This window comes from Pseudomonas aphyarum (assembly GCF_028657055.1).
GTDB lineage: Bacteria > Pseudomonadota > Gammaproteobacteria > Pseudomonadales > Pseudomonadaceae > Aquipseudomonas > Aquipseudomonas aphyarum.
This window is the reverse complement of record NZ_JAMDGS010000001.1, coordinates 210,607-232,800: the sequence shown is the minus strand read 5'-3', so window position 1 is coordinate 232,800 and position 22,194 is coordinate 210,607. Positions and strand designations below refer to the sequence as shown.

The following is a 22,194-nucleotide window of genomic DNA, read 5'->3' as shown; positions in this document are numbered from 1 at the left end:
TGAAGGAATTGCGCGATGAAGACTTTGACCCGACTGGCTGTAGTCGCCCTGCTGATGGGCGGGGTGGCCGCCACCGTAGCCCCGGTTTACGCAGACGACGCCAGGTCGTGCCATTTTCTGCCCGTCGTCAGTAGCAGCGCCGCTCTGCAGCACTCGCAAACCGTCGGTGTGCTGTACAGCGAAAACACCCTGGACAACCTGCAATACCTCGAGCGTTACCACGATGTGGCGGTGAACGGTGCCAAGGATGCGCTCGATGCGCGGATCCGTGACGCCTTCGTCGACAGCTCCGATCCGGAGCTGGCCATCGACTGGCTGATGAGTTCGCTGCAACAGCAGTTTCTCTCGGTGACCGTCTACGACAGCCTCGATGCACTGGTGCAGGCCCATCCGGACGTGGTGGTGATGCTCGACACCCACAACCGGCTGCTGACCCAACGCAACAGTCAGGTCGAAGCGCGGTTCGCCGCACGCTTCTACGACGCCAACCTGCAATACATCGGCAAGGCCGAAGGCGCGGTGGAGAAGCAACTGCCGTCGGTGTGGGTACACAACAAGGCAGCGCCCGAAATCGCCGCCGGGATCGAACAGCAGCGCGACCTGCAACTGAGTGCCTTGAAGCAGTTCGACGACTCGCTCAAAGCCCTGGTGAGTGCAGGCTGAACACCCTAATCAAAAACGGCAACGGCAGTGCCCGTGACACTGAACGTTGCCGAAGAACCGAACCTTTTATTTTCAGGATTTTATCCATGCGTGCCTTTTTTATCCCTGCCATGGTTTCTGCCACTTTACTGCTGACCGCTTGCGCCTCTGCGCCGAACAACCCGACGCTGACCCTGCAGACGCACAAGACGCCCGCCCAGTACGCCGAATGCGTGGTGCCGAAACTGCAGGGCAGCGCGCTGAACCCGACCGTGTCGCAGACCCAGCGCAGCTACCGGATCGTGGTGCCGAGCAAGGTGGCGGCGGACAACGTCCTGGAAGCCTACAAGGCACAGGACGGTGGCAAGGTCTTTTTATATGAGCGCCACTTGCTGGCTTCGAGTTTCATGCCGTCGAGTTTTGAACGGGCTGCCCAGGAGTGCCTGTAACGCCTGACGGTTAACGCTTTTGACGATGCTCCTTTGGTTGGCCGCAACCAACCAATTCCTTTGCCCCGCACCTTGCGGGGCTTTTTTTGCCCGGCGTTTGGCGCAGTCGGCGCTACGCTGGATAGCGGAAAAGGTTTTCGGGAGAAAAGGATATGAAGAAGGACAGCAGCGGCGCGGCGACCGAGAATCCCTCTGCGTTGATCGACGCAAGAATCAAGGAACTGAACGACTGGCGCGGCCAGACGCTGGCCGAGATCCGCGCGATCATTCATGAGGCGGATCCGGAGGTCGTCGAGGAGTGGAAGTGGCGGGGCGTTCCGGTCTGGTCACACAACGGCATCATCTGCACCGGGGAAACCTACAAAGCCGTGGTGAAAATGACTTTTGCCAAAGGCGCGGCGCTGGAGGATCCGTCAGGACTGTTCAATGCCAGCCTTGAAGGCAACACCCGGCGGGCGATTGATGTTCACGAAGACGACAAGATCGATGCCAAGGCTCTGAAAGCGCTGGTGCGTTCGGCGATTACATTGAATACAAAGAAATGATTTGCCGTTGAGGCAGAAGTGAAGCGGAGGAGGATGAAACGAGGAAGAAAATGGCAGGGGCGGCTGGATTCGAACCAACGCATGGCAGGATCAAAACCTGCTGCCTTACCGCTTGGCGACGCCCCTGTAGCTATTGGTTTCAGTCCCGGGAGGACCTCTGCAACAGTGGGCGGCACTTTACCAGCGCTCTTGCGTTCTGTGAACCCCTGAAGCCAATAAATTTCAGGGAAAACAGCTACTTATTTCCCGGACGGCATCGCCGGTCAGGTTTTTCGGGCTTTTCAGCGATCACCATGAAAGCCGGCGCGACCGCTGTAGCCCGAAAACCTGGCAAAGACCTGCCTCGACGAACCGATCAGTTTCCGTCTGCAACCTTGCGTTCGATTTCGTCGACCTTGCGTTGCAACTCTTCAGCGTCCTGCTCCTTGGTGCGGGTCGACGAGGGCGTGATGACCTCATCCACGCCGCGGGTGTCGTCGTCCGGGTCCTCAAGATCGCGTTTCACCACATTGACCGGTTTGCCGGACGTATCGGTGGGTGGGGCTTTGCTGTCGTTGTTCATGGCGCTGACCTCCGTTGGCTTAAACGTTGGATGCAGCGCTTTGGCGCGAGTTCGAGATTTTTAGCGGCAACCGGGCGGGTGCTTGCAGAGCCGGGTCGATGAACCCGGCCCTTGCCACGTGGATCCGGCCTCAGAAGGTGTATTTGAACCCGGTCATGATGTTGCGCGGTGCGCCGTACATGCCGTGGTCGCCGGCGTAGCTCAGGTACTCGCGGTCGAACACGTTGTTCAGGTTGACCGATGCACTGAGGTTTTTGCTGATGTCGTAACGGGCCAGCAGGTTGGTGATGGCGTAGCTGCCCTGCTGGAAGGTGTGCAGGTCGGCACCGGTCTTGCTCTGCCAGTTCACACCACCGCCAATCGTGACCTTGTCCAGAATACCGGGCAGGCGATAGCTGGTGAAGGTTTTCAGGCTGTGACGGGGCAGCGTGGTGACGATGCGCTGGTCATCGGCATCGGTGCTGACCGCGTAGGCATAGCCGGCGGACGCTTGCCAGCCGTCGGCGAGTTCGCCATCGAGGGTGAATTCGGCGCCCTTGGTGGTGGTGCCTTGTTCGGACTTGTAGGTGTTGCCGCCCGGGGTGTCGATCCAGATCGCCAGGTTGTCCTGCTCGATCTTGAACAGGGCGAAGCTGGAATTGAGCTTGCCGTCGAAGTGGCTGCCTTTCACGCCGACTTCGTAACCGGTGCCTTCCATCGGGTCCAGGGGTTTGTTGTTGATGTCGCGCACCCACGATGACTGCGGGTTAAAGATCTTGGTGTAGCTGGCGTACAGCGACCAGGTGTCGTCGAGGTCATAGACCACGCCCGCATACGGGATGTAGACGCCGGTTTCCGATTCCTTGGTCTTGGTGTGCGCCGCGCCGTAGGGCTTGTCTTCGATGTCGCGATGCCAGTCGACCACCCGGCTGCCGAGCAGCACGCTCAAATCATCGGTGACGTGCAGGCGCGATGCGAGGTAGGCGGCGTACTGGGTTTCTTCAGTGGTGGACTTGCCGGTGGCATTGAACTCCGGTTTGAGCGAGTCGCCGTTCCAGTTCAGCAGGTTGTCGATGGCGCCGGCCGGGGAGCCGGAGTAGTCATACTTCCAGCCACCGTAATTCGGTACGTTTTCGTAGTAGCTGGACAGCGTCACACCGGCGATCAATTCATGCTCGCGGCCCAGCAGGTCGAAAGGCCCGGTGAGGTAGGCGTCGATGTTGTTCTGACGCGGCGTGCCGGAGAAACGCACTGGCAACTGCGTGGTGCCACTGCCGTCCGGGTTGAGGCCACCGTTGACGTAGTTGAAGACCTCGTCGAACTTGTTCTCGGAGTGGGTGAGTTCGACCTTGCCGCTCCAGCCGTTGGCGAACTGCTGTTCGATCGAGGTGAAGAAACTGGTCTGCTCGTGATCGTTGTAGGACCAGGTCTGCGCCGAGTTCAGCGAGCGCTTGAGGTTGGTACGCGAGCCGTCGGTGAAGCGGGTCGGCAGACCGGAGCGCATCGGCGAATCGACGTCGGTACGTTGATAGCTGAAGCCCATGGTCAGCAGGGTGTCTTCGCTCAGGTCGAACTCGGTGATGCCGTAAATCAGTTGCGAGTCCTGTTTGTAGCGGTCGACCCAGGATTGCTCGGTCTTGAAATCAGCCACCAGCCGGCCGCGAATGTTGCCGGTTTCGGTCAACGGGCCTGAGACATCAAAACCGGTGCCGTAGCGATCCCAGTTGCCGGCCTCGGCGGTGACGCTGGCCTGGGCTTCGGCGGTCGGCCGCTTGCGGATCAGGTTGATGGTCGCCGAGGGACTCCCCAGTCCGCTGATCAGGCCGGTGGCGCCGCGCACCACTTCCACGCGGTCGTACATCGCCATGCTCTGGGTGTAATTGTCCATGCGCTTGACGGTCGGCACGCCGTCGATTTCGAAGTTCTGGATCTCGAAGCCGCGAGAGAAATAACCATCGGATTCTGCGCCCAGGCCGTCACGCAACACGATGATGCCTGGCGTGGCGTCGAGGGTGTCGCTGAGGTTGGTCAGGCGCTGGTCGTCCAGGCGCTGGCGCGTCATGACGGTCAGCGACTGCGGAGTTTCCTTGGGTGTGAGGTTCAGGCGTGTCGAGCTGCTGGACGAGTACGTGGTGTAGAGCCCGGTGCCTTCCGTGGTCGAGCCCGGCGCCTTGCCGGAGATGGAAATGCTCTGCAATTCCAGGCTGGACGACGCGGGTGCCGGTTGCAGTGTGTAGCGCCCGTCAGGCTGACGCACGGCCATCAACTGACTGCCTTCGAGCAACGTCTGCAAGCCGCCTTCAACCGTGTAATCGCCGTTCAGGCCCAGGCTGCGCTGACCAACGACCAGAGCCTCGGGAAACGACAACAGCAAATGGGCCTGTTGCCCGAACTGGTTGAGGGCAGTGCCCAGCGAAGCCGGAGCGATCTCGTAGTGACGCAGGTTGTTCTCGGCAACCGCCCAGGACGGCCATGCGCAAGCGGCGGACAGGGCACAGGCACAAGCCAGTGAACTCAGCGGTGAGGGCGCGAGGTGTGAAGAGAGACGGCGGCGATGCATGGACGACTTCCCGAAGATTGATTGATGGCTTATGAGTCTCGCCAGAAATCAAAACGGCTCATCGCGGCGCAAAAAAATGTCAGACCGTGTTCGGGGGCGGACGCAGATTGACCCATAGCCGGGTGAAACGCTGCACATCGAGCTTGAGCGTCTGGGCGACGGCGTCGATGACCCGGTCACTGTCGGCCAGCGGATAAGTGCCCCAAACGCGCAAATTGGCCAGGGCCGGGTCACAACCCAGATGCCCACGGCGATAGCGGGCCAGTTCATCGAGAAAAATGCCGAGCGGCTGCCCGTCGGCGACGATCATGCCTTCGGTCCAGGCGGCCGCGGAGGCGTTCAAGACGCCTTGATCCAGAAGGGCGCGAGCACTGAACCGCGCGAGGTTTCCGGACTGCAGAACCGTGACGGTGCCGCTGGTTCGCGGCGTAACTTGAAGTGTTCCGCGATAGACCGCCAGCAGCGTCGAGTCATTGTCGAGCCGGCGCACCGTGAAGCGTGCATTGGAAGCCCGGGCTTGCAGCTGGGCGGTTTGCAGGGTCAGCGCCGTGGTCTTGAATGTGCTGTCGATCAGGGCTTCGCCCTCAAGCAAGTCGAGCTGCCATTGCTGGTCAGTCAGGCGGGCGTCGAGCGCACTGCGGGTGTTGAGTTGCAACGACAGATCGCGGCTCAATACCTGCTGCTGTCGTTCATTGACCCCCGTGGCGAAGTCGGCGCCGACACGCGATACCAGCCCACTGTCGCGGGCTGCCCAGGCACTGGCGCCGCTGGCCAGCAACAGGGCCAGCCCCTTGATTGCTCCGCGCCGGCTCAGCCCGTTGCTGGCCGGCAGCAGCAAGGCTTGCCGGGCGAGGCGTGGTTGACCTTGACGGCGCAGGGCTTCGAGCTGTCCGCCCAATACCACGGCTCTTTGCCAGGCCACTTCATGCAGCGGGTCCTGATTGCGCCACACAGTAAGCGCCGTATGTGCAGAGGCATCGGCGTTGGCGTCGTGCAGGTCCAGCCACCATTCCATTGCTTCTTCGCACAACTGCAGGGACAGGGAGGGTTCCTGAAGCGAGGGGGCAGGCACGGTGCTCATGAGTGGGCCTGCGCCACCAGCATGCAGCACGCGCCGGCCTTGATGATGTGGCGCTTGACCGTGGCGATCGAGATGCCCAGTCGATCGGCGATCTCGGCATGGCTCAGACCGTCCAGCTGCGACCAGAGAAAGGCTCTTTTCACCGCGATATCAAGGGCGGACAGCGCTTCGTCCAGTCGCACCAGCGTCTCGAAAAGAATCAGTTGAGTGGCCAGGTCCGGCAGGGTTTCCTCAGCCTCGCACTGCAACGCCTCCAGATAAGCCTTCTCCAGGCGCACGCGACGAAAATGGTTGGACAACACGCTGCGCGCCACTTTCGCCAGGAACGGCCGGGGCTGGCGGATTTCCAGTGCTTCATTGCTGACCAGCAGGCGCATGAAGGTGTCCTGCATCAGGTCGGCGGCACGCTGTGAACAGCTCAACTGCCGATACAGCCAGTTGCGCAACCAGCGGTGCTGCTGTTCGTAAAGAACGGTGAGCGGATTCGTATCGACCGATGCCATTGAGCTGCCACGCATGCCATGCAAATGAGATCGAATATCATATGCGAGCGCTTCCACCTCTACAAGGACGTGAATTCGGGCACCGTCTCTGGCTCCGCATGACCGGAGCCAGGTGTCTCAGCTCAACGAAGTCGGCACTCCCGCCAGCAAACCGGTCAGCGTCTTCATGATCGCCTGCTGCCGCGCCCGGTCGGTCAGGTGCCGGGCCTCGGCGGCGGCGACGTCGGCGTGGCAGTGCGGGCAGATCGATTCGTGCGGCTGGATGTATTGCAGGCAGTCGCGGCACAGGGCCAGTTGCGTTGGCAGACGTCCTTCCTCGGGGGAAGACTGGCCCTGATTGATCCAGGCCAGTTTGATCACTTGGCCGCTGTCGCTGACGCTGCTGACTTTTTCGCCGGTGTCGATGCGTTCGGTGATCAGGTCAAAACGTCCGACGGCAAACGAGCGTTGGGCGGCGTCTTCGACTTTGACGATGCGCTCGCGCAGACCCTGTTTTTGCAGTTCCAGGGTTCGGTAATGGCAGTAAGGATTGTTGCCGGGTTTGCCCAGCAGCGAGTGCGACGTCCAGGTGCAACCGCCTCGGCAGACGTCGTTGTAATAGCAGCTTCGGCAGTAGCCCCACAGGTCATCGACCGAGCGCAGGCGGCCGAAGTGCATGCCTTCGCTGTAATGCCAGATGTCGTGCAGGCTCATGTTGCGTACGTTGCCGCCGGAAAAACCGACGGTCGCCAGTGACGGGCAACCTTTCACCGTGCCGTCTGCTTCCAGCGCCAGCACGGTCTGGCCGGCCGCGCAGCCGCTCCAGTGCACGCGCTCGTCGCCGAAGCCGCGCCACAGATGCTCGTAAGGGCCGTAATAACCGATGTTGTTGCCGACGTTCATCAGCAGGCCGCGATCCAGTCCTTCGCGATACAACCGGGCGAGCAGCGGCATCACTTCCAGCAGCTTATAAGGCTGGAGCAACAGTTCCGGATGGTCGACGGCGTTGCCCATGGCCACCGTGATCTGGATCTGCCAATGGGTGGCGCCGAGTTCGATGATGGTGTCCATCAGCTCCGGCAAGTCGGGCAACGTGGCCGCACCGATCTGGGTGTTGACGCTCACCGCCAGCCCCGACGCCTTGGCCCGGCGCAGGGTGTCGACGGCCTTGTCGAACGAGCCGGGCACGTTGCGCACCTTGTCGTGCAGCGGCGCGAGTCCGTCCAGGGAAATGCCGACCCCGTTGAGCCCGGCATCGACCGCCGCCTGCATCTTCGCCGGCGTCAGATTGCGTCCGCCAGTCTGGATCGCGCAGTACATGCCATGGTCGTGGATGGCGCGGATCAATTGCGTCCAGTCCTTGCGCAAATAGGCTTCGCCGCCGATCAGGGTGATCTCGCGGGTGCCGAGGGCGGCGAGGGAATCGATCACGTCGAGGCATTCGCGGGTGTTGAGTTCATCGGGACGTCGATGCCCCGCGCGGGAGCCGCAATGCAGACACTTGAGGTCGCAGGCGAGGGTGATTTCCCAGACCACGTGCACCGGCACGTAGCGTTTGAGATCGGTGTCGCTGAGGTAGCGGGCAGGGCGGTTGTCTGTCATGGGAGATCCTTGCGCACGGGCCTGTGCGCGGCACGATTGGACTGACCTCGAGTGGCTGGAAGACCGGGCGCGGTCACCCATGACCGCGCCCGGGCCGTATCGCTTAGCGCGCTTCCAGTCGCGCGATTTCCGCATTCAGCTGCGCAAGGGCACTGCGCAAGGCGTCCTCGTGGGCCAGCTGTTGTTCGCCTTGCTGCACGGCGACTTTCAACTGCGCCAGATCACCGCTGGCCTGAGCTGTTTGCACGGCCACCGCATACAGCGGCTGGACATGATGCTCGGGCGGCAGTGGTTCAACACTCGGCGCCTGATGCACCGCAACGTGCCGCACGTCCTGCCACTGGCCGCTTTCGTTGTAGCGGTAATCGACAAAGCCACTGGTCCAGTCGTTCAGAATGCCCTTGAGGCTGAACGTCTGGGCGATTTGGCTCAACGGACCGCTCGGATTACCGCCGAGGGTGAGAATGATGTAATTCTCGGTGGATGGCGTCAGCCTGGCCTCGGAATAATCGCCCCAGACCCGGGCATGGAAATTCACCGGTGGCCAGGTGCTTTGAAACACGCTCGCGGTTCCGCTGACTTTTTTGCGGACGGTATCGACCACGATATCGAGGGTCAGAACCGGTGCGCCCAGCAGTGAGTTACTGGCGATGAGGCGGGTGTGAAAAAGTCCGATCGACATGATGCTGCTCCCTTGTGAAAGTTATGGTTCCAATTGCCGATCAGCGACTTTGTACGCGGCTGATTTCTTTGTTGGCGTCGTCCACTGCTTTGCGTAGCAGCGGCAGTTGCTCCAGCTGCTGTCTGGCCTGTGCGGACAGGCTCTTCATCTGGGCCAGATCACCGCTGGCGATAGCGCCCTGAATCGGCGCGGCATAAAGCGGCAGGACCGGTTTGTACGGCTCGATCACGGGGCCGGGATTGAACGGCTGAAGGACGTTCGAAGGCACCTCCACCAGATGCGCCGGCACGTTGTTGATTTCGTGCCAGCGCTGGCCGTCGAAGTACTCATAGTTGGCCACGCCTTCGCGCCAGTCGGTGCCGACCACCAGATGGATCTTGAAGTTGATGATGGAATTGGAGCCGGGGCCACCGTGGTTGCCCTGGGCGGTGATCAGGATCTTGCTGACACCGGGCTTCATCACCGTCATGTAGGTGTATTCGCCCCAGACGTCCGAGTCGATGTCGAGCGGCGGATTGGTTGCCTGAGTCACCGCGGCGTTGCCGGTGACATGCTGCTGTGGCGTGGACACCAGCAGGTTCAGCGCAAGACTCTGCGCCCCCGGCTGACCCGTACCGATCCGGTAGCTCACCGGGAACAAGCCGACATTTTGCTGAGTAGCTGACATGTTGATTGCCTCCATTGCAGTGTGGGAAATGGCCTTAGGGTTTTTCCAGTCGAGAAACTTCTTTGGCCAGTTTTTCGTACGCGGTTTGTAGCTCCTTCGCTTCCGGCTTCGTTGAATCGCGCTGCTTCAACAAAGTCTTCATCTGCTGCAAATCGCCGCCGGTGATCGCGCTCTGGATGGCGACGCCATAGGGCGGGATGTTGTGGTTTGAACCGGTCATATCGAGGCCTTCCTTGTGTGTGCCGCTCGACCCCTTGCGCAGAAGGGGCGCCTTTCCTGACAGGCAGGCGAACGACATCGGCCAGAATTCCGGCAACCGGGATTCTCGGCGACGTGACAGCCTGATCCGTCGGGATCTGATCAATCCGCAAACAGGGTTCGCGCAGGAGCGACGCCGCAGCGCCGGCTCACGCGCAAGCGTCGTCAGCCAAAACCGTCGGGCCTGGCCTCGGGCGTCAATGAAGGGGGTTGCCGCTGGGGCAAACGGGGGAAACTCGCCTGTACGTTGGTCATCTTTCTGTCCTTGATAGAAAGCAACGAAACACAGGGATAGGTCGTTCACTCTTCAAGAGTGCAATACCCGCGCAAGCACAAAAACCATCCCTGATTTTTCTTCCAGTGCCGCTGATGGCGCTCGTCGAGCGACGTTTGCCAAGTGGCCAGCATTTTGCCAGCCACGCAACCCTAGACCCGTTTGTGCAGGGCTGCCAGAAAAAGCGCCGAACGGTCATGTCTGTCCAATGCAGGGATTTTGGCGCACGCACAACCGACCTTTCGGCAGCGTTTTTAAGCGATTGAATCGAGATCGCCATGGGCGCTGAGGAGCGTTCGAAAATCAAAAATGTACGCCGATGTACATTGCGTGTACGCCCCGTGTAAAGTCTGGTCAAAGTCTCGAAGACAGGTGCATTGCAATGACGCAGGCAGGACGGACAAAAAACAAGGCTCAGGATTCGGGATGGCGCGGTTCTGTGGACGTCTGGCTGGACGCCGCGTATGAGGCTTTGAAGGAATCCGGAGTCGATGCGGTCAGGGTGATGCCGCTGGCCAAGCGCCTGAACCTGTCGCGCACCAGCTTCTACTGGTTCTACGAAGATCGAGAGCAACTGCTCGCGGCGCTGCTGGCCCGCTGGCGGGACAAGAACACCGGTGGTCTGGTGGGGCAGTGCGAGCGTTATGCCGAAAGCGTGTCCGAGGCGATCCTCAATGTTTTCGAATGCTGGCTGAACCCCGCGTTGTTCGATTCGCAGTTTGAATTCGCCGTGCGCAGCTGGGCGTTGCAATCGGATGAAGTCGCCGGACAAATCGCGCTCGCCGACGATGCGCGGATCAATGCGCTGGCCGCGATGTTTCGGCGTTTCGGTTACGAGCCGGGGGCGGCTGATGCCCGCGCCCGGACGATCTATCTCACGCAGATCGGCTACATCTCGATGAAAACCACCGAAGACGTGATCGTGCGGTTCCGGCGAATCCCGCAGTACGTCACCGTGTTCACCGGAAAGTCACCCAAGCGGCGCGAGCTGGACCGGTTTTTCGGTCAGTTCGGTTATGCCGAGACGGAGCCGGGGGTGTTTGTTCCACTGGTGGAAACCTTCGAAGAGGCGCTGCCCGATGACCAATAAAACGCTGGGGATCATCGGCGGCACGGGCTGGCTGGGAAAGGCAATTGCCGAATCGTTGCTGGATCTGGAATTCATCAGGCCGAGTGATCTGCTGATCTCGAACCGCTCGGGCAGTGCTGATGTTGCGCCGGGAGTGCGCGTGTTGAGTGACAACCAGTCGCTGGTCGACAGCAGCGATATCGTCGTGCTCTCGGTCCGGCCCGAGCAGTTTCGGGCGTTGCAGATCGATGCCCGGGGCAAAACGCTGGTATCGCTGATGGCCGGCATTTCAGCGTCCACTCTCAGTGCCGCGACAGGCGCGCGAGTGGTGGTGCGGGCCATGCCGAACGCGGCGGTGGAGATCCGCCAATCCTATACGCCGTGGTTCGTGGCCGGCTCCTTGACCGATGAGGAGCGCGACTGGCTGCAGCGATTGTTCGAGTGCGTGGGCACCGCGGACGAGGTGCCCGATGAAGACTGCATCGATTATCTGAGCGCGTTGTCCGGCACCGGGCCGGCGTTTCCGGCGCTGCTATGCGCTGCGCTCGCCAGTCAGGCCGAAGCGGCCGGCATTCCCGCAAGGATTGCGCAGCGCGCGGCACGGGCGGTGGTGGTGGGCGGCGGTCAACTGCTGGCGACGCGGGAGCCGAAAGCTCTGCTGGATGCCTTGATGGCTTATCGCGGGGTCACGGCGGCTGCGTTGCAGTCGATGACCGGGCAGAACCTCGAAGACATCGTGGGGCGGGCCGTACAGGCCGGCGCCCAGGTTGCCCGGCGCGGCCTGTAATTGGCAGATTCAGCGACTTCCCTCCCGACACAGAAGGGAAGGCCACGCTCAGAGGTCTTTCATCAGCCGTAACGCATCGTAAATGGCCGCGTGGGTGTTGCGTGCGGCCACGGCGTCACCAATCCTGAACAGCTGAAAACGTCCCTGCGGGTCGGTGACGATGTCCTGAGTCTTGCCGGCAATCAGGTTGTGTTGTTCCACCGCACCGCCGTTGCTCGAATGCGCGCGCAGGTCGAAATACAGGTCATCCAGCGGAATCGTGCCGTGATTGACCACCACCTGATCCACCACCCGCTGCTTGTGCACCGTGCAGTAATCACTGCCGAGCGTTGCCACCAGTCGCCCGTCGCGGCGCTCGACCGAATCGACGCGATAGGTGACGGTAAAGGTGACATCCAGATCCTGCAGGCTGCGCATGTAGGGCACCAGATTCATCGCCATGACTTCCGGAGCAAAACTGCGGTCGGGGGTGACGATTTCGACACTCGCACCGCTGGCGGCGATGACCTCGGCAGCCTGTAGCGCAGCGTGGTCGCCAGCATCGTCATAGATCAGGACATGCCGGCCTGGTTTGATGTCACCGGCAATGATGTCCCAGGTCGAAACCACCAGGTCGTTGCCGGCACTCAGTACGTCCGTGTGGGGCAGGCCGCCGGTGGCGACAATCACCACATCCGGTTCATGCTGCAGCACCGTGTCGGTTTCGGCCCAGGTGTTGAAATGAAACTTCACGCCCAGACGTTCGCACTGCGCCATGCGCCAGTCGATGATGCTGATCATCTCCCGCCGACGTTCGCTGAGGGCGGTCAGACGGATCTGCCCGCCGGGGCGATCCGCCGCTTCCAGCACGGTAACGTCATGACCGCGTTCGCCCGCTACCCGCGCGGCCTCGAGCCCCGCAGGACCGGTGCCGATCACCAGCACTTTGCGTTTGCGTGCTGCCTTGGGAATGTCGTGGGGAATGGTGGTTTCCCGGCCGGTCGCCGGGTTGTGGATGCAGTAAGCGGCGCCGCCCTGGTAGATCCGGTCCAGACAATAGTTGGCGCCGACGCAGGGACGGATATCTTCCTCACGTTTTTCGATGATCTTGCGCACGATATGCGGATCGGTCATGTGCGCCCGGGTCATGCCGACCATATCGACCTTGCCTGAGGCGATGGCATGGCGAGCGGTGGCGACGTCAGGGATTTTGGCCGCATGGAAGGTCGGGAATCCGGTGGCCGCACGGATTTCACCGGCGAAATCCAGATGCGGCGAATTGCGCATGCCCTGGATCGGAATGACATCGGTCAGACCCGCATCGGTGTCGATGTGGCCGCGTACGACATTCAGAAAATCCACCAGCCCGCTGTCTTTCAGCAGGTGGGAAATCTGCAAGCCTTCGCTGGCATCGAAGCCACCGGGCAAGCCTTCATCGCCGGTGTAGCGCACGCCCAGCAGGAAGTCCTCGCCGACCCGCTGACGGATCCCGCGCAGAATGTCGAAGGTGAAGCGCATGCGGTTTTCCAGCGAGCCGCCGTACGGCCCGTCGAGTTCGTTGGTCAACGGTGACCAGAACTGGTCCATCAGATGCCCGTAGGCTTGCAGCTCCAGACCGTCCATGCCGGCGGCGTGCATCCGCTCGGCAGCGTCCACATAGTCCTTGATGATGCGCTGGATATCCCAGTCTTCCATTTTCTTCGGGAAGGAGCGGTGCGCCGCTTCGCGATGGTGCGACGGCGAAACCACCGGCAACCAGTCGGCCTTGTCCCAGCGGGTGCGGCGACCCAGATGCGTCAACTGGATCATCACCGCCGCGCCATGCTCGTGGCATTCGTCGGTCAGGTCCTTCAGCCACTTCACCACCTCATCCTGGTAGGCAAGGACGTTGTTGAACACCGGCGGGCTGTCTCTGGAAACGGCGGCGGAACCGGCCGTCATGGTCAGCGCGACACCGGCTTTGGCGCGTTCGACGTGGTAGGCGCGATACAAATCCTTGGGCATGCCGTCAACCGGGTAGGCCGGTTCGTGAGCGGTGGTCATGATCCGGTTTCTGAGCGTCAGGTTCTTGATTTTGTAAGGCTGCAACAGGGGATCGCTGGACATGGTGGTGCGCTCCGGGGTGGGCTTCATCAGGCTCGGCGACTTGAAATTAGGTCAACTGTACAGGCGTGTCAATCATCTATGACACAGGTGTACATTTTGCTTGCGCGGTGCTTCGCCCAAGCATAGGATTGCGCCAGACGCCTCAACCGCAAGGCCGTCCAGATTGAGACATACCTGCCGATCCCACCTCCCCAGGAAGACGCTTGATGAACGCTCATTCGCCTTATCGAAATACGCTTTTCGCCCTGATTCTGGCCACGCTCGCTGCACAGGCCCAGGCCGCCGAACCTGCTCCCGTGCGCATAGGCTGGGTCAACTGGTCGGACACCGAAATCACCGTCAAACTCGCCAGCGCCGCGCTCCAGGATCACCTCAAACAACCGGTGAAACTGGTGATGGCCGATATCGGCATTCAGTTCCAGGCCCTGGCCAACGGCAACATCGACCTGATCCCTATGGTCTGGCTGCCGAGTACCCACAAGGCGTTCTACGACAAATACAAGGATCGCCTCGAAGACCTCGGCGTGCTGTACGAAGGGCGGATCGGCATGGCCGTCCCGACCTCGGTGCCGATCAGTGAAGTGGCCAGTGTCGAGGATCTGAACAAGCCGCAAGTTAAGGAGAAACTCGAAGGCAAGATCCTCACCTCGGAGGTGGGCAACGGCCAGTACAAGCTCACGGTCAAGGCGATCGAGGAATACAGGCTTGATGGCTACAAACTGGTGGCGTCTTCGGAAAGCGGCATGCTCAATGAACTGGATCGCAACCTGAAACGGGACAAATGGTCACTGGTCAATGCCTGGAGCCCGCACTGGATGTTCTCCAAATGGTCGTTGCGCTACCTGGATGATCCGAAGCAGATTTTCGGTGGCGCCGAACAGATCCATGCGATGGCGCGCAAGGGGTTCAGTCAGGAATACCCGCAGGTGGCGTACTTTTTCGCACACTACTCGATCCCGCAGGCGGATCTGGAAAGCTTGATGATGCAGGCACGCCAGACCTCATCGGACCAGGCGGTCGCGGCCTATTACGCGGCCAACAAATCGCGGTTCGAGGCGATGTTCGAATCGGGCACGCAAACCGCCAGCAATCGACAACCCTGATCACCGGTGCCGGGGTTCCAGCAAGCGCCGGGCCCCGGCTGGCGAGGCGTTGATTCGATGTTATCCTTCGCAAAATGTGTGACAAATAGCGAAGGCGCGCGGCCCATGAACACGAATCGTGACCAATTTCCCTTGCCCGAAGACCTCAAGGTCTTCCTCACCGTCATCCGCAAGAACAGCTTTGCCAGCGCTGCCGACGAGCTAGGCTTCTCACCGGCCTACGTCAGCAAGCGCATCTCGGTGCTGGAAACCACGCTGGCGACCAAGCTGCTGCACCGCACCACCCGGCGCATCGCGCTGACCGACGACGGCGAGCGGGTGCGGATCTGGGCGGAGAAGCTGCTGGGGGATTTCGATCAGTTTCTCGGCGAGATTTCCCAGGCCCGGCACCAGCCGGCGGGCTCGCTGCACATTTGCAGCAGCTTCGGTTTCGGCCGCAATCATGTGGCGCCGGCGATCAGTCAGTTGTCCCGGTCGTGCCCGAAACTCGACATTCGGCTGGACGTGTTCGACCGGGTGGTCGATCTGGTGGGCGAGGGCTTCGATCTGGAAATCCTCGTCGGCGATGACCTGCCGGGCCAGCATCTGGCGCGCAAACTGGTGAGCAACCGGCGCGTGTTGTGCGCCACGCCGGAATACCTTGAACGCCGCGGCACGCCGCAATCCCTCGAAGACCTGAAAGACCACGATTGTCTGGTGCTCAAGGAACGCAACAACGCATTCGGCATCTGGACCCTGAGCAAGGACGGGCAAGAAGAGACGGTGCGGGTGAATGGCCCGTTGTCCTCCAACAGCGGCGAGATCGTGCTGGAGTGGGCCTTGAGCGGCGGCGGGATCCTGTTGCGCTCGATGTGGGACGTCAAACCGATGCTTGAGCAGGGCAGGCTGGTGCAGGTGCTGGACGGCTACACCCAGAGCGCCAACGTCTGGGCGGTCTATCCGACCCGGCTCAGCGAGTCGGCGAAATTGCGGGTGTGCGTGGAGTTTCTGGAAGAGTACTTCCGCGATTTGTCCGTGGAATGAAAACGGGCGGTTCAATGAACCGCCCGTTTTTTTTCGTCATCAGCCCAACCAGGGATTGTCCGCCAGATGCCGCGTCTCGAAGGCGCGGATCTGCTCGGTGCGTTGCAGCGTGGTGCCGATGGCATCCAGTCCCAGCAGCAACGATTGCTTGCGCAACTGATCGATCTCGAATCCGATCTGCGTGCCGTCCGCCAGTTCGAGGGTCTGCTGCGCCAGGTTCACGCTGATCCGCGCGGTCTCAGGGACGCTGATCGCCTCGGCCACACGCTTGAACTGCGCGTCGTCCAGTTGAATCGCCAACACACCATTGCGCTGGCAGTTGTCGTAGAAAATCCCGGCGAACGTGGTGCCGATCAAGGCCCGGATGCCGACTTGCTTCAAGCCCCACACCGCGTGTTCGCGGCTGGAGCCGCAACCGAAATTGGGACCGGTCACCAGAAACGCCGCGTCCTGCCAGGCCGGCTGATTGAGCACGAATTCCGGGTTGGGCTCGCCGGAGGCGAGAAAGCGCAGATCGAAGAACAGCCCGCGATCCAGCCCCTGACGATCGATGCCCTTGAGAAACTGCTTGGGCATGATCACGTCGGTGTCGATGTTGGACCCAAGAAACGGCGCGGCGCTGCCGCTGACGGTGTCGAAAGGTTGCATGGTTCAAGCCTCCAGCGCGACGGTGCGCACGTCAGTCAAATGGCCGGTGATGGCGGCGGCTGCGACCATCGCCGGGCTCATCAGGTGAGTGCGCGCACCGGCGCCCTGACGGCCTTCGAAGTTGCGATTGGTGCTGGACGCACAGCGATCACCCGGCGCGAGCACGTCGTCGTTCATCGCCAGGCACATCGAACAACCCGATTGCCGCCACTCGAAACCGGCGTCGAGAAAAATCTGCGCCAGGCCTTCGTCCTCGGCCTGATTGCGCACCAACGTCGAGCCGGGAACGATCATCGCCCGCACGTGGGCTGCCACACGCTTGCCGCGCACCACGCGGGCAACGTCGCGCAAATCTTCGATCCGCGCATTGGTGCAGGAACCGATAAAGGCATGGCTGATCGTCACTTCGTTCAGCGGCATGCCGGGTGTCAGGCCCATGTAGTCGAGGGCGCGCTGCAGGCCCTGACGCAGGATCGGATCGGGCTGGGCCGCCGGGTCCGGCACGTGCCCTTTGATCGGCGCAGCCTGATCGGGGCTGGTGCCCCAGGTCACCATCGGCTCCAGCGCGGCGACATCGAGGATGACTTCGCGATCGAACACTGCGCCCTCGTCGCTGTGCAGGGTTTTCCAGCGCTCGACGGCCTGCTCCCAGACCTTGCCCTTGGGCGCACGCGGCTTGCGTTGCAGGTAAGCGAACACCTTGTCGTCCGGCGCCATGAACGCACCCCGGGCGCCGGCCTCGACGGCCATGTTACAGATGGTCATGCGCGCCTCGACGCTGAGGGCGCTGATGGCCGGGCCGGTGAATTCGATGGCGTAACCGGTGGCGCCCGAAGCGCCGATCTTCTCGATCAGCGCCATGATGATGTCCTTGGAGGTGACGCCTGCGCCAAGCTCACCGTTGACCGTCACACGCAAGGTTTTCAGGCGCTTGTAGACCAGCGTCTGGGTTGCCAGCAGGTGCTCGATTTCCGAAGTACCGATACCAAAGCCGAACGCGCCCAGTGCGCCGTAAGTGGTGGTGTGGCTATCACCGGCCGCCACCACCATGCCCGGCAAAATGAAACCCTGTTCCGGCGCCACGACGTGTTCGATGCCCTGGCGCTTGTCCAGAACATCGAACAGCTCGATGCCGAAGTCGCGGCAGTTTTCTTCGAAGTACGACACCTGCCGCGCGCCCCCGGCGTCGGGCATGGTCGCGATGCGTTTCGGTGCGGTGGGGTTCACATGATCGACCACCGCCAGCGTCGCCGCAGGCCGCCACACCGTACGCCCGGCATCACGCAGGCCGCTGAAGGCCTGTGGGCTGGTGTATTCGTTGGCGACCTGGCGATCGATGTAAAGCAGCACGTGGCCCTGATCGTCGAGGGTGCAGACGGTGTGACTGTCGATGTGCTTCTGGTACAGCGTTCTCGGGCTGGGCATGGCTTGCGCTCTTTTCTGTCCGGGGCAAAAACAACATGAGGACAGAATATTGATCGCAGAAATGGCATCAAGAGCGCATTGGTGAAGCGGTTGAACACGGATTGTGAGTAATCGAGGGCGGTGAGCGATCACGCGGTGGCGTCAAAAGCCTTGTGGTAGCTGACAACACCGACTGGCAACTCACCGTCAAACGCCAACGCCTGAAAGTACTCCGCCGGGATCCCCGGCAACTCCAGGCCCGCATGGGCCTTGAAGCCAAAACGGCCGTAGTAGCCCGGATCGCCAAGCACCACGCAACCCACCCCGCCAATGCGCTGCAACTCCGCCAGCGAGGCTTTCATCAACGCCGAGCCGATGCCTTGCTGCTGGCGGGTCGGGCACACGGAGATCGGGCCCAGGCCGTACCAGTCCTGTGTTCCGGAGGAAATCGTCACAGGTGAAATGGCGACATGGCCGACCACCGTGTCGTTCTCGACGGCCACCAGCGAAACGCTGAGCTGACCGGCGCGGCGCAAGGCGTTGACGATGAATTGTTCGGTGTGGCTGGAGTGTTCTTCGTGCTGGAACGCGGCCTCGGTGATTCGGGCGATGGTGTCGATGTCTTCGGGGCGTTCGTTGCGGATTGTGATGTTTGTGTTCATGCGTTCTCGGGTGTCCCGGTCGATCAGGGTTCGAAGGGTTTCGAACAGCGGATCGGCGTTGGTGTATTGCTTGCCGTAGGCCAGGTTGAAGCCATAGTCGAAGTCTGGCGGATTCTTTCCTTGAGTGTGTTGTAAAAGTGTTTCCAGCTTGTCCAGTGCCTTCACGGCCTTGGCTTCGGGAGAACGGGCGTTTTCGTAGTCGTCCCAGAGCGCGAGTATTTCATCTCTCAGTGCGTCGTCCAGGGAGCGGGTGAGCAGCAGCAAGTCGTTGCGCTCCTGTTCGCCCTTGTCGGGAAAACCGGCTTGATCGACTGCCGGAATATCTCCGTTGATGGCTTCGCCGAGGTCATGGATGACGCACATCTTCAGGACTTTCAGCAGATCGAGCCCGGACAGGTCGTCAGCGAACACGATCACCATCAGGCACAGGCGCCAGCTGTGTTCGGCGGTGCTTTCGTTACGACCGGAAGAGGTGTGGGCGCTTCTGAGGACGTCCTTGAGCCGTTCTGCTTCGCGCAGAAAGTCGAGGCGTCCCTTGATTTTTTCGAGGTTCATACAGTGGCCGGGATAAAGAGAGCAGGGCTCAAAGCCTAGGCCCGGCCTCGATCATCGTCCACGCATAAAATATGCGGCGCGCGGCCTACAGCGTTTCCACCAGCCGTGCGGCGGTGCCGTCCGACAGCGCGATCCGCGTCCAGCGGCACAGGCTTTCGCGGATGGGCACGAGGGTTGAGTCATTGTGGCCGGTGACGAATTCCAGTGCCGGCGGCGCCGGGACTTCTCGCCAACCGGTGTCATCCAGCAAGGACTCCTTGTGCTGGATTTGCGCCGTCGCAAAGCGCCACAGCGACTGCCCCAGCAGATCGCTCAGCGGACTGCTGAACTGCGCGGCGCGGGCCGGGGAGCAGGCCAGCAGGCGATGGGTCAGGTCGCAGACCAGGTGAACCGGGCGCGCGCTGTCCGTGACCAGTCGCGCGAGGGCCTGATCGGCGGCGCTGTCGAGTCGGGCCGCGAGCAACCGTTCGAGCTGAAGATGCGCGTCCGGGTCCATCGCCTGCACGCCGCTTTCCCAGCGGGAAATGGTCGACTGGGTGACCTTGAACAACTCGGCGGCATGGCTCTGCTTGACGCGGTGCAGCACGCGCCAGCGGCGCAGGGCGATGCCGGGCAGACTGGGCTTCAACAAGGTGTCGGACATGGCGATGGATCGCAAAAGGAATGCGGGCCGACAGTCTGAAGACTGTCGGCCCGTGCTGCAAATCGACGCGATATCAGGTCATTCCGGCAGTTTGGCAATCACCTTGATCTCGAACTGAAAGCCATACAGCCACGTCACGCCGACTGCCGTAATCGTTGGATGCGGCGCCTCGCCCCAGAACTCCGGCACTACTTCCCAGATGGTTTCGAAGGTCGATTGCGGATCGACCATGAACACCGTCACGTCCACCACGTCATCGAAACTGGCGCCGGCCGCGCCGAGGATAGCGTTGAGGTTGGTGAAGGCCAGTCGAACCTGTTGTTTCAGATCCGGCTCCGGCGAGCCGTCCTCAAGGCTGCCGACCTGCCCGGAGACGAACAGAAAACCGTTGGAGCGAACCGCCGGCGAATAGCGATTGCGCTCGTAAAGGGCATGGCGTCCGGGCGGGAAAACCACGTCGCGTTTTGGCTGGGCATGGGTCATGGGGTGTCTCCTTCAATGGGTTGAAAACCTGCGATGGAGAAACTCTAGGGACTTGCCTCGGCGCGATAAACGCGCAACCTTGGCGATCACTGTTTGCGAATCCCAAACAATCGAGCCGCTATCAGAGGTGGGATATGGACCGTTTTGACGCGATGCAAGCCTTCGCGCGGGTGGTGGAGGCGGGCAGTTTCACCAAGGCCGCCGAGACTTTGCACATGAGCAAGACCACCGTGACCCAGCTCATTCAGCAATTGGAGGCGCGGCTGCGGGTCAAGTTGCTCAACCGCACCACGCGCAAGGTCAACGCCACGGCGGACGGCGCGGCCTATTACGAGCGGGTGATCAAGTTGCTGGCGGACATGGACGACGCCGAGACCAGCCTTCCCGGCGCCGCGGCCATGCCCAAGGGACGCTTGCGGGTCGACGTGCCCAGCCCTCTGGCCAACCTGATTCTGGTGCCGGCGCTGCCCGAGTTCTGCGCGCGTTACCCGGAGATCCAGATCGACATGGGCGTCAGCGACCGGATCGTCGACATCATCGATGAAAACGTCGATTGCGTGGTGCGTGGCGGCGAGCTGCGGGATCAGTCACTGATGGCGCGGAAGGTCGCCGATCTGCAACTGGGCGTGTATGCCGCGCCGAGTTACCTGGCCCGCGCCGGCACCCCGATGCATCCCCGTGAACTGGAAGACAGCCATCACCGCGTGGTCGGTTTCCTCTGGGCGCGCACCGGCAAACCGGTGCCATACGCCTTGCACAATGAACACGAAGACTTGCAGATCAAGGGCCGTCATGTGCTGGCCGTCGATGACGGCAATGCCTATTTGTCGGCGGGGCTCGCGGGGCTGGGCGTGTTGTGGTTGCCGAAATACATGTCCAGGGCGCACGAGGCGAATGGTGATCTGGTGCCGCTGTTCGAAGACTGGCGCCTCGATCCGATGCCGCTCTACGTCGCGTACCCGCCGAACCGCCACATCAGCCGCAAGTTGCGGGTGTTCATCGACTGGATCGCCGAGGTGATGGCCCGCCACGCGCCGGTCATGGATCGCCCAGGTTCGCCAGCAGCCACTCGGTAAAACTGCGGGCCATCGGATCGTTTTCGCTGTCGCGGTGGGTCAGCAGCGCCCAGTTCGGGCCGCGAATGGTCTCGTCCACCAAGGGCTGCAACAGCCCGTCGGCCCGGGCCTTGCGGCTGAGCAACTGGCTGACCAGCGCGATGCCGAGCCCGCCGCAGGCTGCGTCCAGCAACAGGCCCGGATCGGAAAAGTTCAGGCCTTGATCCTGCTGGCCGACATCGATCCCCGATTCCACTGCCCAATGACTCCAGTCCATTTCCCGCTCGCCGTGCAGCGTTGTCCGCTGTGCGCTCGGCACGTTCAGCAGGCTCGGATGACACGCCGGGTAGAGCCGATCAGCGTGCAGCACCTTGAAGCTGCATTCAGCCTGCGAACTGATGTCGTCGCGCACCGCCAGATCGATGGTCTGGGTCGCCATGTCCGGTACGTCATCGGTGCTGAAAATCCACAGATCCACATTCGGATGCTGTCGGCGGAAATCCCCCAGACGCGGCAGCAACCAATGCCGGGCAAACGCCGGCGTGGTGTTGAGCACCAGCTGATTGGGTTTCTGGTATTGCCCCAGCCGCCGGATGCCCACCGACAGTTGCTGCAGCATCGCCTGGGTGGTGCTGAGGAGATCGTAGCCGGCGTCGGTCAGGCTGACGCTGCGCCCGCTGCGGAAAAACAGCGGCTGCTCTAGATACGCCTCAAGGCTGCGGATCTGCTGGCTGATGGCCGACTGCGTGAGGCTCAGTTCCTCGGCGGCCTTGTGGAAACTGCCCAGCCTTGCGGCGGCTTCGAAGCCGCGCAACGAGCTGAGGGGTGGCCAGTGTTTCAGCATGATCGATAAGTTCCTCTAATCAGTTTTCCGCTAAATCCATCGTTTGTTTG

23 protein-coding genes, 1 tRNA gene and 1 pseudogene are annotated in these 22,194 nt (G+C 61.6%); 8 read left to right on the top strand and 17 right to left on the bottom strand.

Annotated features, from left to right (window positions below; genetic code table 11):
• Positions 1-15: 15 nt before the first annotated feature.
• From M5G18_RS01115 to M5G18_RS01105, 3 genes are all read left to right on the top strand, one after another.
• Positions 16-663 (top strand): ATPase, encoded by a 648-nt coding sequence (locus M5G18_RS01115; protein WP_273896860.1) that lies wholly within the window; start codon positions 16-18, stop codon positions 661-663.
• Between the two features lie 86 nt (positions 664-749).
• Positions 750-1,091, top strand: coding sequence for a YajG family lipoprotein (locus M5G18_RS01110; RefSeq protein ID WP_273896859.1), 342 nt, complete (start codon positions 750-752; stop codon positions 1,089-1,091).
• 152 nt (positions 1,092-1,243) lie between these two features.
• Positions 1,244-1,636: a DUF1801 domain-containing protein gene (locus M5G18_RS01105; RefSeq protein ID WP_273896858.1), complete on the top strand. Its 393-nt coding sequence runs from the start codon at positions 1,244-1,246 to the stop codon at positions 1,634-1,636.
• Between the two features lie 51 nt (positions 1,637-1,687).
• On the opposite strand, the gene M5G18_RS01100 is transcribed toward M5G18_RS01105, so the two are convergent.
• The 9 genes from M5G18_RS01100 to M5G18_RS01060 all read right to left on the bottom strand — a co-directional run bounded on the left by M5G18_RS01100 (position 1,688) and on the right by M5G18_RS01060 (position 9,471).
• A tRNA-Gln gene (locus M5G18_RS01100) sits at positions 1,688-1,762 on the bottom strand.
• 229 nt (positions 1,763-1,991) lie between these two features.
• Positions 1,992-2,198, bottom strand: coding sequence for a hypothetical protein (locus M5G18_RS01095; protein WP_007955480.1), 207 nt, complete (start codon positions 2,196-2,198; stop codon positions 1,992-1,994).
• Positions 2,199-2,328: 130 nt separating this feature from the next.
• The gene (locus tag M5G18_RS01090) at positions 2,329-4,737 is read right to left on the bottom strand and encodes a TonB-dependent siderophore receptor (protein WP_273896857.1); all 2,409 of its coding nucleotides are present in this window, start codon (positions 4,735-4,737) and stop codon (positions 2,329-2,331) included.
• A gap of 79 nt (positions 4,738-4,816) precedes the next feature.
• Positions 4,817-5,818, bottom strand: a complete 1,002-nt coding sequence (locus M5G18_RS01085) for a FecR domain-containing protein (protein WP_273896856.1) — start codon at positions 5,816-5,818, stop codon at positions 4,817-4,819.
• Positions 5,815-6,321 carry a sigma-70 family RNA polymerase sigma factor gene (locus M5G18_RS01080; protein WP_273896855.1) on the bottom strand — a complete coding sequence of 169 codons (507 nt, stop codon included), beginning with the start codon at positions 6,319-6,321 and terminating at the stop codon, positions 5,815-5,817. Before M5G18_RS01080 ends, M5G18_RS01085 begins: the two co-directional genes overlap by 4 nt.
• Positions 6,322-6,438: 117 nt before the next feature.
• Entirely contained in the window at positions 6,439-7,902 is a 1,464-nt protein-coding gene (locus tag M5G18_RS01075; protein ID WP_273896854.1) for a GDL motif peptide-associated radical SAM/SPASM maturase, read from the bottom strand.
• Positions 7,903-8,005: 103 nt separating this feature from the next.
• The gene (locus M5G18_RS01070) at positions 8,006-8,584 is read right to left on the bottom strand and encodes a DUF1842 domain-containing protein (protein ID WP_273896853.1); all 579 of its coding nucleotides are present in this window, start codon (positions 8,582-8,584) and stop codon (positions 8,006-8,008) included.
• A gap of 40 nt (positions 8,585-8,624) precedes the next feature.
• Positions 8,625-9,251 (bottom strand): DUF1842 domain-containing protein, encoded by a 627-nt coding sequence (locus M5G18_RS01065; RefSeq protein ID WP_273896852.1) that lies wholly within the window; start codon positions 9,249-9,251, stop codon positions 8,625-8,627.
• 34 nt (positions 9,252-9,285) lie between these two features.
• On the bottom strand, positions 9,286-9,471 hold the full coding sequence (locus M5G18_RS01060; protein WP_041475227.1) for a DUF1843 domain-containing protein: 186 nt from the start codon (positions 9,469-9,471) through the stop codon (positions 9,286-9,288).
• Positions 9,472-10,165: 694 nt separating this feature from the next.
• Here M5G18_RS01060 and M5G18_RS01055 point away from each other — a divergent pair.
• Both M5G18_RS01055 and M5G18_RS01050 read left to right on the top strand, forming a co-directional pair.
• Positions 10,166-10,873 (top strand): TetR/AcrR family transcriptional regulator, encoded by a 708-nt coding sequence (locus M5G18_RS01055; protein ID WP_085604695.1) that lies wholly within the window; start codon positions 10,166-10,168, stop codon positions 10,871-10,873.
• A complete protein-coding gene (locus tag M5G18_RS01050; RefSeq protein ID WP_273896851.1) occupies positions 10,863-11,639 on the top strand; it encodes a pyrroline-5-carboxylate reductase family protein in 777 nt (258 codons plus the stop codon). Before M5G18_RS01055 ends, M5G18_RS01050 begins: the two co-directional genes overlap by 11 nt.
• A 48-nt stretch (positions 11,640-11,687) precedes the next feature.
• On the opposite strand, the gene M5G18_RS01045 is transcribed toward M5G18_RS01050, so the two are convergent.
• On the bottom strand, positions 11,688-13,724 hold the full coding sequence (locus M5G18_RS01045; RefSeq protein ID WP_273896850.1) for an NADH:flavin oxidoreductase: 2,037 nt from the start codon (positions 13,722-13,724) through the stop codon (positions 11,688-11,690).
• Positions 13,725-13,930: 206 nt separating this feature from the next.
• Between M5G18_RS01045 and M5G18_RS01040 the strand changes: the two genes are divergently transcribed.
• Positions 13,931-14,827: a glycine betaine ABC transporter substrate-binding protein gene (locus M5G18_RS01040; RefSeq protein ID WP_273896849.1), complete on the top strand. Its 897-nt coding sequence runs from the start codon at positions 13,931-13,933 to the stop codon at positions 14,825-14,827.
• A gap of 105 nt (positions 14,828-14,932) precedes the next feature.
• Positions 14,933-15,850 carry a LysR substrate-binding domain-containing protein gene (locus M5G18_RS01035; protein WP_273896848.1) on the top strand — a complete coding sequence of 306 codons (918 nt, stop codon included), beginning with the start codon at positions 14,933-14,935 and terminating at the stop codon, positions 15,848-15,850.
• A gap of 39 nt (positions 15,851-15,889) precedes the next feature.
• Here M5G18_RS01035 and leuD read toward each other — a convergent pair whose 3' ends face one another.
• The 6 genes and pseudogenes from leuD to M5G18_RS01005 form a co-directional block, all read right to left on the bottom strand.
• Positions 15,890-16,498, bottom strand: coding sequence for a 3-isopropylmalate dehydratase small subunit (gene leuD, locus M5G18_RS01030; RefSeq protein WP_273896847.1), 609 nt, complete (start codon positions 16,496-16,498; stop codon positions 15,890-15,892).
• A 3-nt stretch (positions 16,499-16,501) separates the two neighbouring features.
• Positions 16,502-17,923, bottom strand: coding sequence for a 3-isopropylmalate dehydratase large subunit (gene leuC / locus M5G18_RS01025; protein ID WP_127797860.1), 1,422 nt, complete (start codon positions 17,921-17,923; stop codon positions 16,502-16,504).
• Positions 17,924-18,051: 128 nt separating this feature from the next.
• Complete coding sequence (locus M5G18_RS01020) at positions 18,052-18,564, bottom strand: GNAT family N-acetyltransferase (protein WP_273896949.1); 513 nt, start codon at positions 18,562-18,564, stop codon at positions 18,052-18,054.
• A pseudogene (locus tag M5G18_RS01015) lies at positions 18,562-19,119 on the bottom strand (HD domain-containing protein); the annotation flags it as partial. The pseudogene M5G18_RS01015 and the gene M5G18_RS01020, both read right to left, overlap by 3 nt.
• 85 nt (positions 19,120-19,204) lie before the next feature.
• On the bottom strand, positions 19,205-19,762 hold the full coding sequence (locus tag M5G18_RS01010; protein WP_273896846.1) for a helix-turn-helix domain-containing protein: 558 nt from the start codon (positions 19,760-19,762) through the stop codon (positions 19,205-19,207).
• A gap of 78 nt (positions 19,763-19,840) precedes the next feature.
• Complete coding sequence (locus tag M5G18_RS01005) at positions 19,841-20,245, bottom strand: RidA family protein (RefSeq protein WP_273896845.1); 405 nt, start codon at positions 20,243-20,245, stop codon at positions 19,841-19,843.
• Between the two features lie 134 nt (positions 20,246-20,379).
• Here M5G18_RS01005 and M5G18_RS01000 point away from each other — a divergent pair, with 134 nt between their 5' ends.
• A complete protein-coding gene (locus M5G18_RS01000) occupies positions 20,380-21,321 on the top strand; it encodes a LysR family transcriptional regulator (RefSeq protein ID WP_273896844.1) in 942 nt (313 codons plus the stop codon).
• Here M5G18_RS01000 and M5G18_RS00995 read toward each other — a convergent pair.
• A complete protein-coding gene (locus M5G18_RS00995; protein ID WP_273896843.1) occupies positions 21,284-22,144 on the bottom strand; it encodes a LysR substrate-binding domain-containing protein in 861 nt (286 codons plus the stop codon). The genes M5G18_RS01000 and M5G18_RS00995 overlap by 38 nt on opposite strands.
• Between the last annotated feature and the right edge of the window lie 50 nt (positions 22,145-22,194).

Coding starts and splice junctions, on each gene's coding strand:
- M5G18_RS01095 (WP_007955480.1), bottom strand. CDS start 2,198: ATGAACAACGACAGCAAAGCCCCACCCACCGATACGTCCGGCAAACCG.
- M5G18_RS01085 (WP_273896856.1), bottom strand. CDS start 5,818: ATGAGCACCGTGCCTGCCCCCTCGCTTCAGGAACCCTCCCTGTCCCTG.
- M5G18_RS01045 (WP_273896850.1), bottom strand. CDS start 13,724: ATGTCCAGCGATCCCCTGTTGCAGCCTTACAAAATCAAGAACCTGACG.
- leuC (WP_127797860.1), bottom strand. CDS start 17,923: ATGCCCAGCCCGAGAACGCTGTACCAGAAGCACATCGACAGTCACACC.
- M5G18_RS01020 (WP_273896949.1), bottom strand. CDS start 18,564: ATGAACACAAACATCACAATCCGCAACGAACGCCCCGAAGACATCGAC.
- M5G18_RS01050 (WP_273896851.1), top strand. CDS start 10,863: ATGACCAATAAAACGCTGGGGATCATCGGCGGCACGGGCTGGCTGGGA.
- M5G18_RS01075 (WP_273896854.1), bottom strand. CDS start 7,902: ATGACAGACAACCGCCCTGCCCGCTACCTCAGCGACACCGATCTCAAA.
- M5G18_RS00995 (WP_273896843.1), bottom strand. CDS start 22,144: ATGCTGAAACACTGGCCACCCCTCAGCTCGTTGCGCGGCTTCGAAGCC.
- M5G18_RS01005 (WP_273896845.1), bottom strand. CDS start 20,245: ATGACCCATGCCCAGCCAAAACGCGACGTGGTTTTCCCGCCCGGACGC.
- M5G18_RS01115 (WP_273896860.1), top strand. CDS start 16: ATGAAGACTTTGACCCGACTGGCTGTAGTCGCCCTGCTGATGGGCGGG.
- M5G18_RS01110 (WP_273896859.1), top strand. CDS start 750: ATGCGTGCCTTTTTTATCCCTGCCATGGTTTCTGCCACTTTACTGCTG.
- M5G18_RS01055 (WP_085604695.1), top strand. CDS start 10,166: ATGACGCAGGCAGGACGGACAAAAAACAAGGCTCAGGATTCGGGATGG.
- M5G18_RS01040 (WP_273896849.1), top strand. CDS start 13,931: ATGAACGCTCATTCGCCTTATCGAAATACGCTTTTCGCCCTGATTCTG.
- M5G18_RS01000 (WP_273896844.1), top strand. CDS start 20,380: ATGGACCGTTTTGACGCGATGCAAGCCTTCGCGCGGGTGGTGGAGGCG.
- M5G18_RS01080 (WP_273896855.1), bottom strand. CDS start 6,321: ATGGCATCGGTCGATACGAATCCGCTCACCGTTCTTTACGAACAGCAG.
- M5G18_RS01070 (WP_273896853.1), bottom strand. CDS start 8,584: ATGTCGATCGGACTTTTTCACACCCGCCTCATCGCCAGTAACTCACTG.
- M5G18_RS01060 (WP_041475227.1), bottom strand. CDS start 9,471: ATGACCGGTTCAAACCACAACATCCCGCCCTATGGCGTCGCCATCCAG.
- M5G18_RS01035 (WP_273896848.1), top strand. CDS start 14,933: ATGAACACGAATCGTGACCAATTTCCCTTGCCCGAAGACCTCAAGGTC.
- M5G18_RS01105 (WP_273896858.1), top strand. CDS start 1,244: ATGAAGAAGGACAGCAGCGGCGCGGCGACCGAGAATCCCTCTGCGTTG.
- leuD (WP_273896847.1), bottom strand. CDS start 16,498: ATGCAACCTTTCGACACCGTCAGCGGCAGCGCCGCGCCGTTTCTTGGG.
- M5G18_RS01010 (WP_273896846.1), bottom strand. CDS start 19,762: ATGTCCGACACCTTGTTGAAGCCCAGTCTGCCCGGCATCGCCCTGCGC.
- M5G18_RS01065 (WP_273896852.1), bottom strand. CDS start 9,251: ATGTCAGCTACTCAGCAAAATGTCGGCTTGTTCCCGGTGAGCTACCGG.
- M5G18_RS01090 (WP_273896857.1), bottom strand. CDS start 4,737: ATGCATCGCCGCCGTCTCTCTTCACACCTCGCGCCCTCACCGCTGAGT.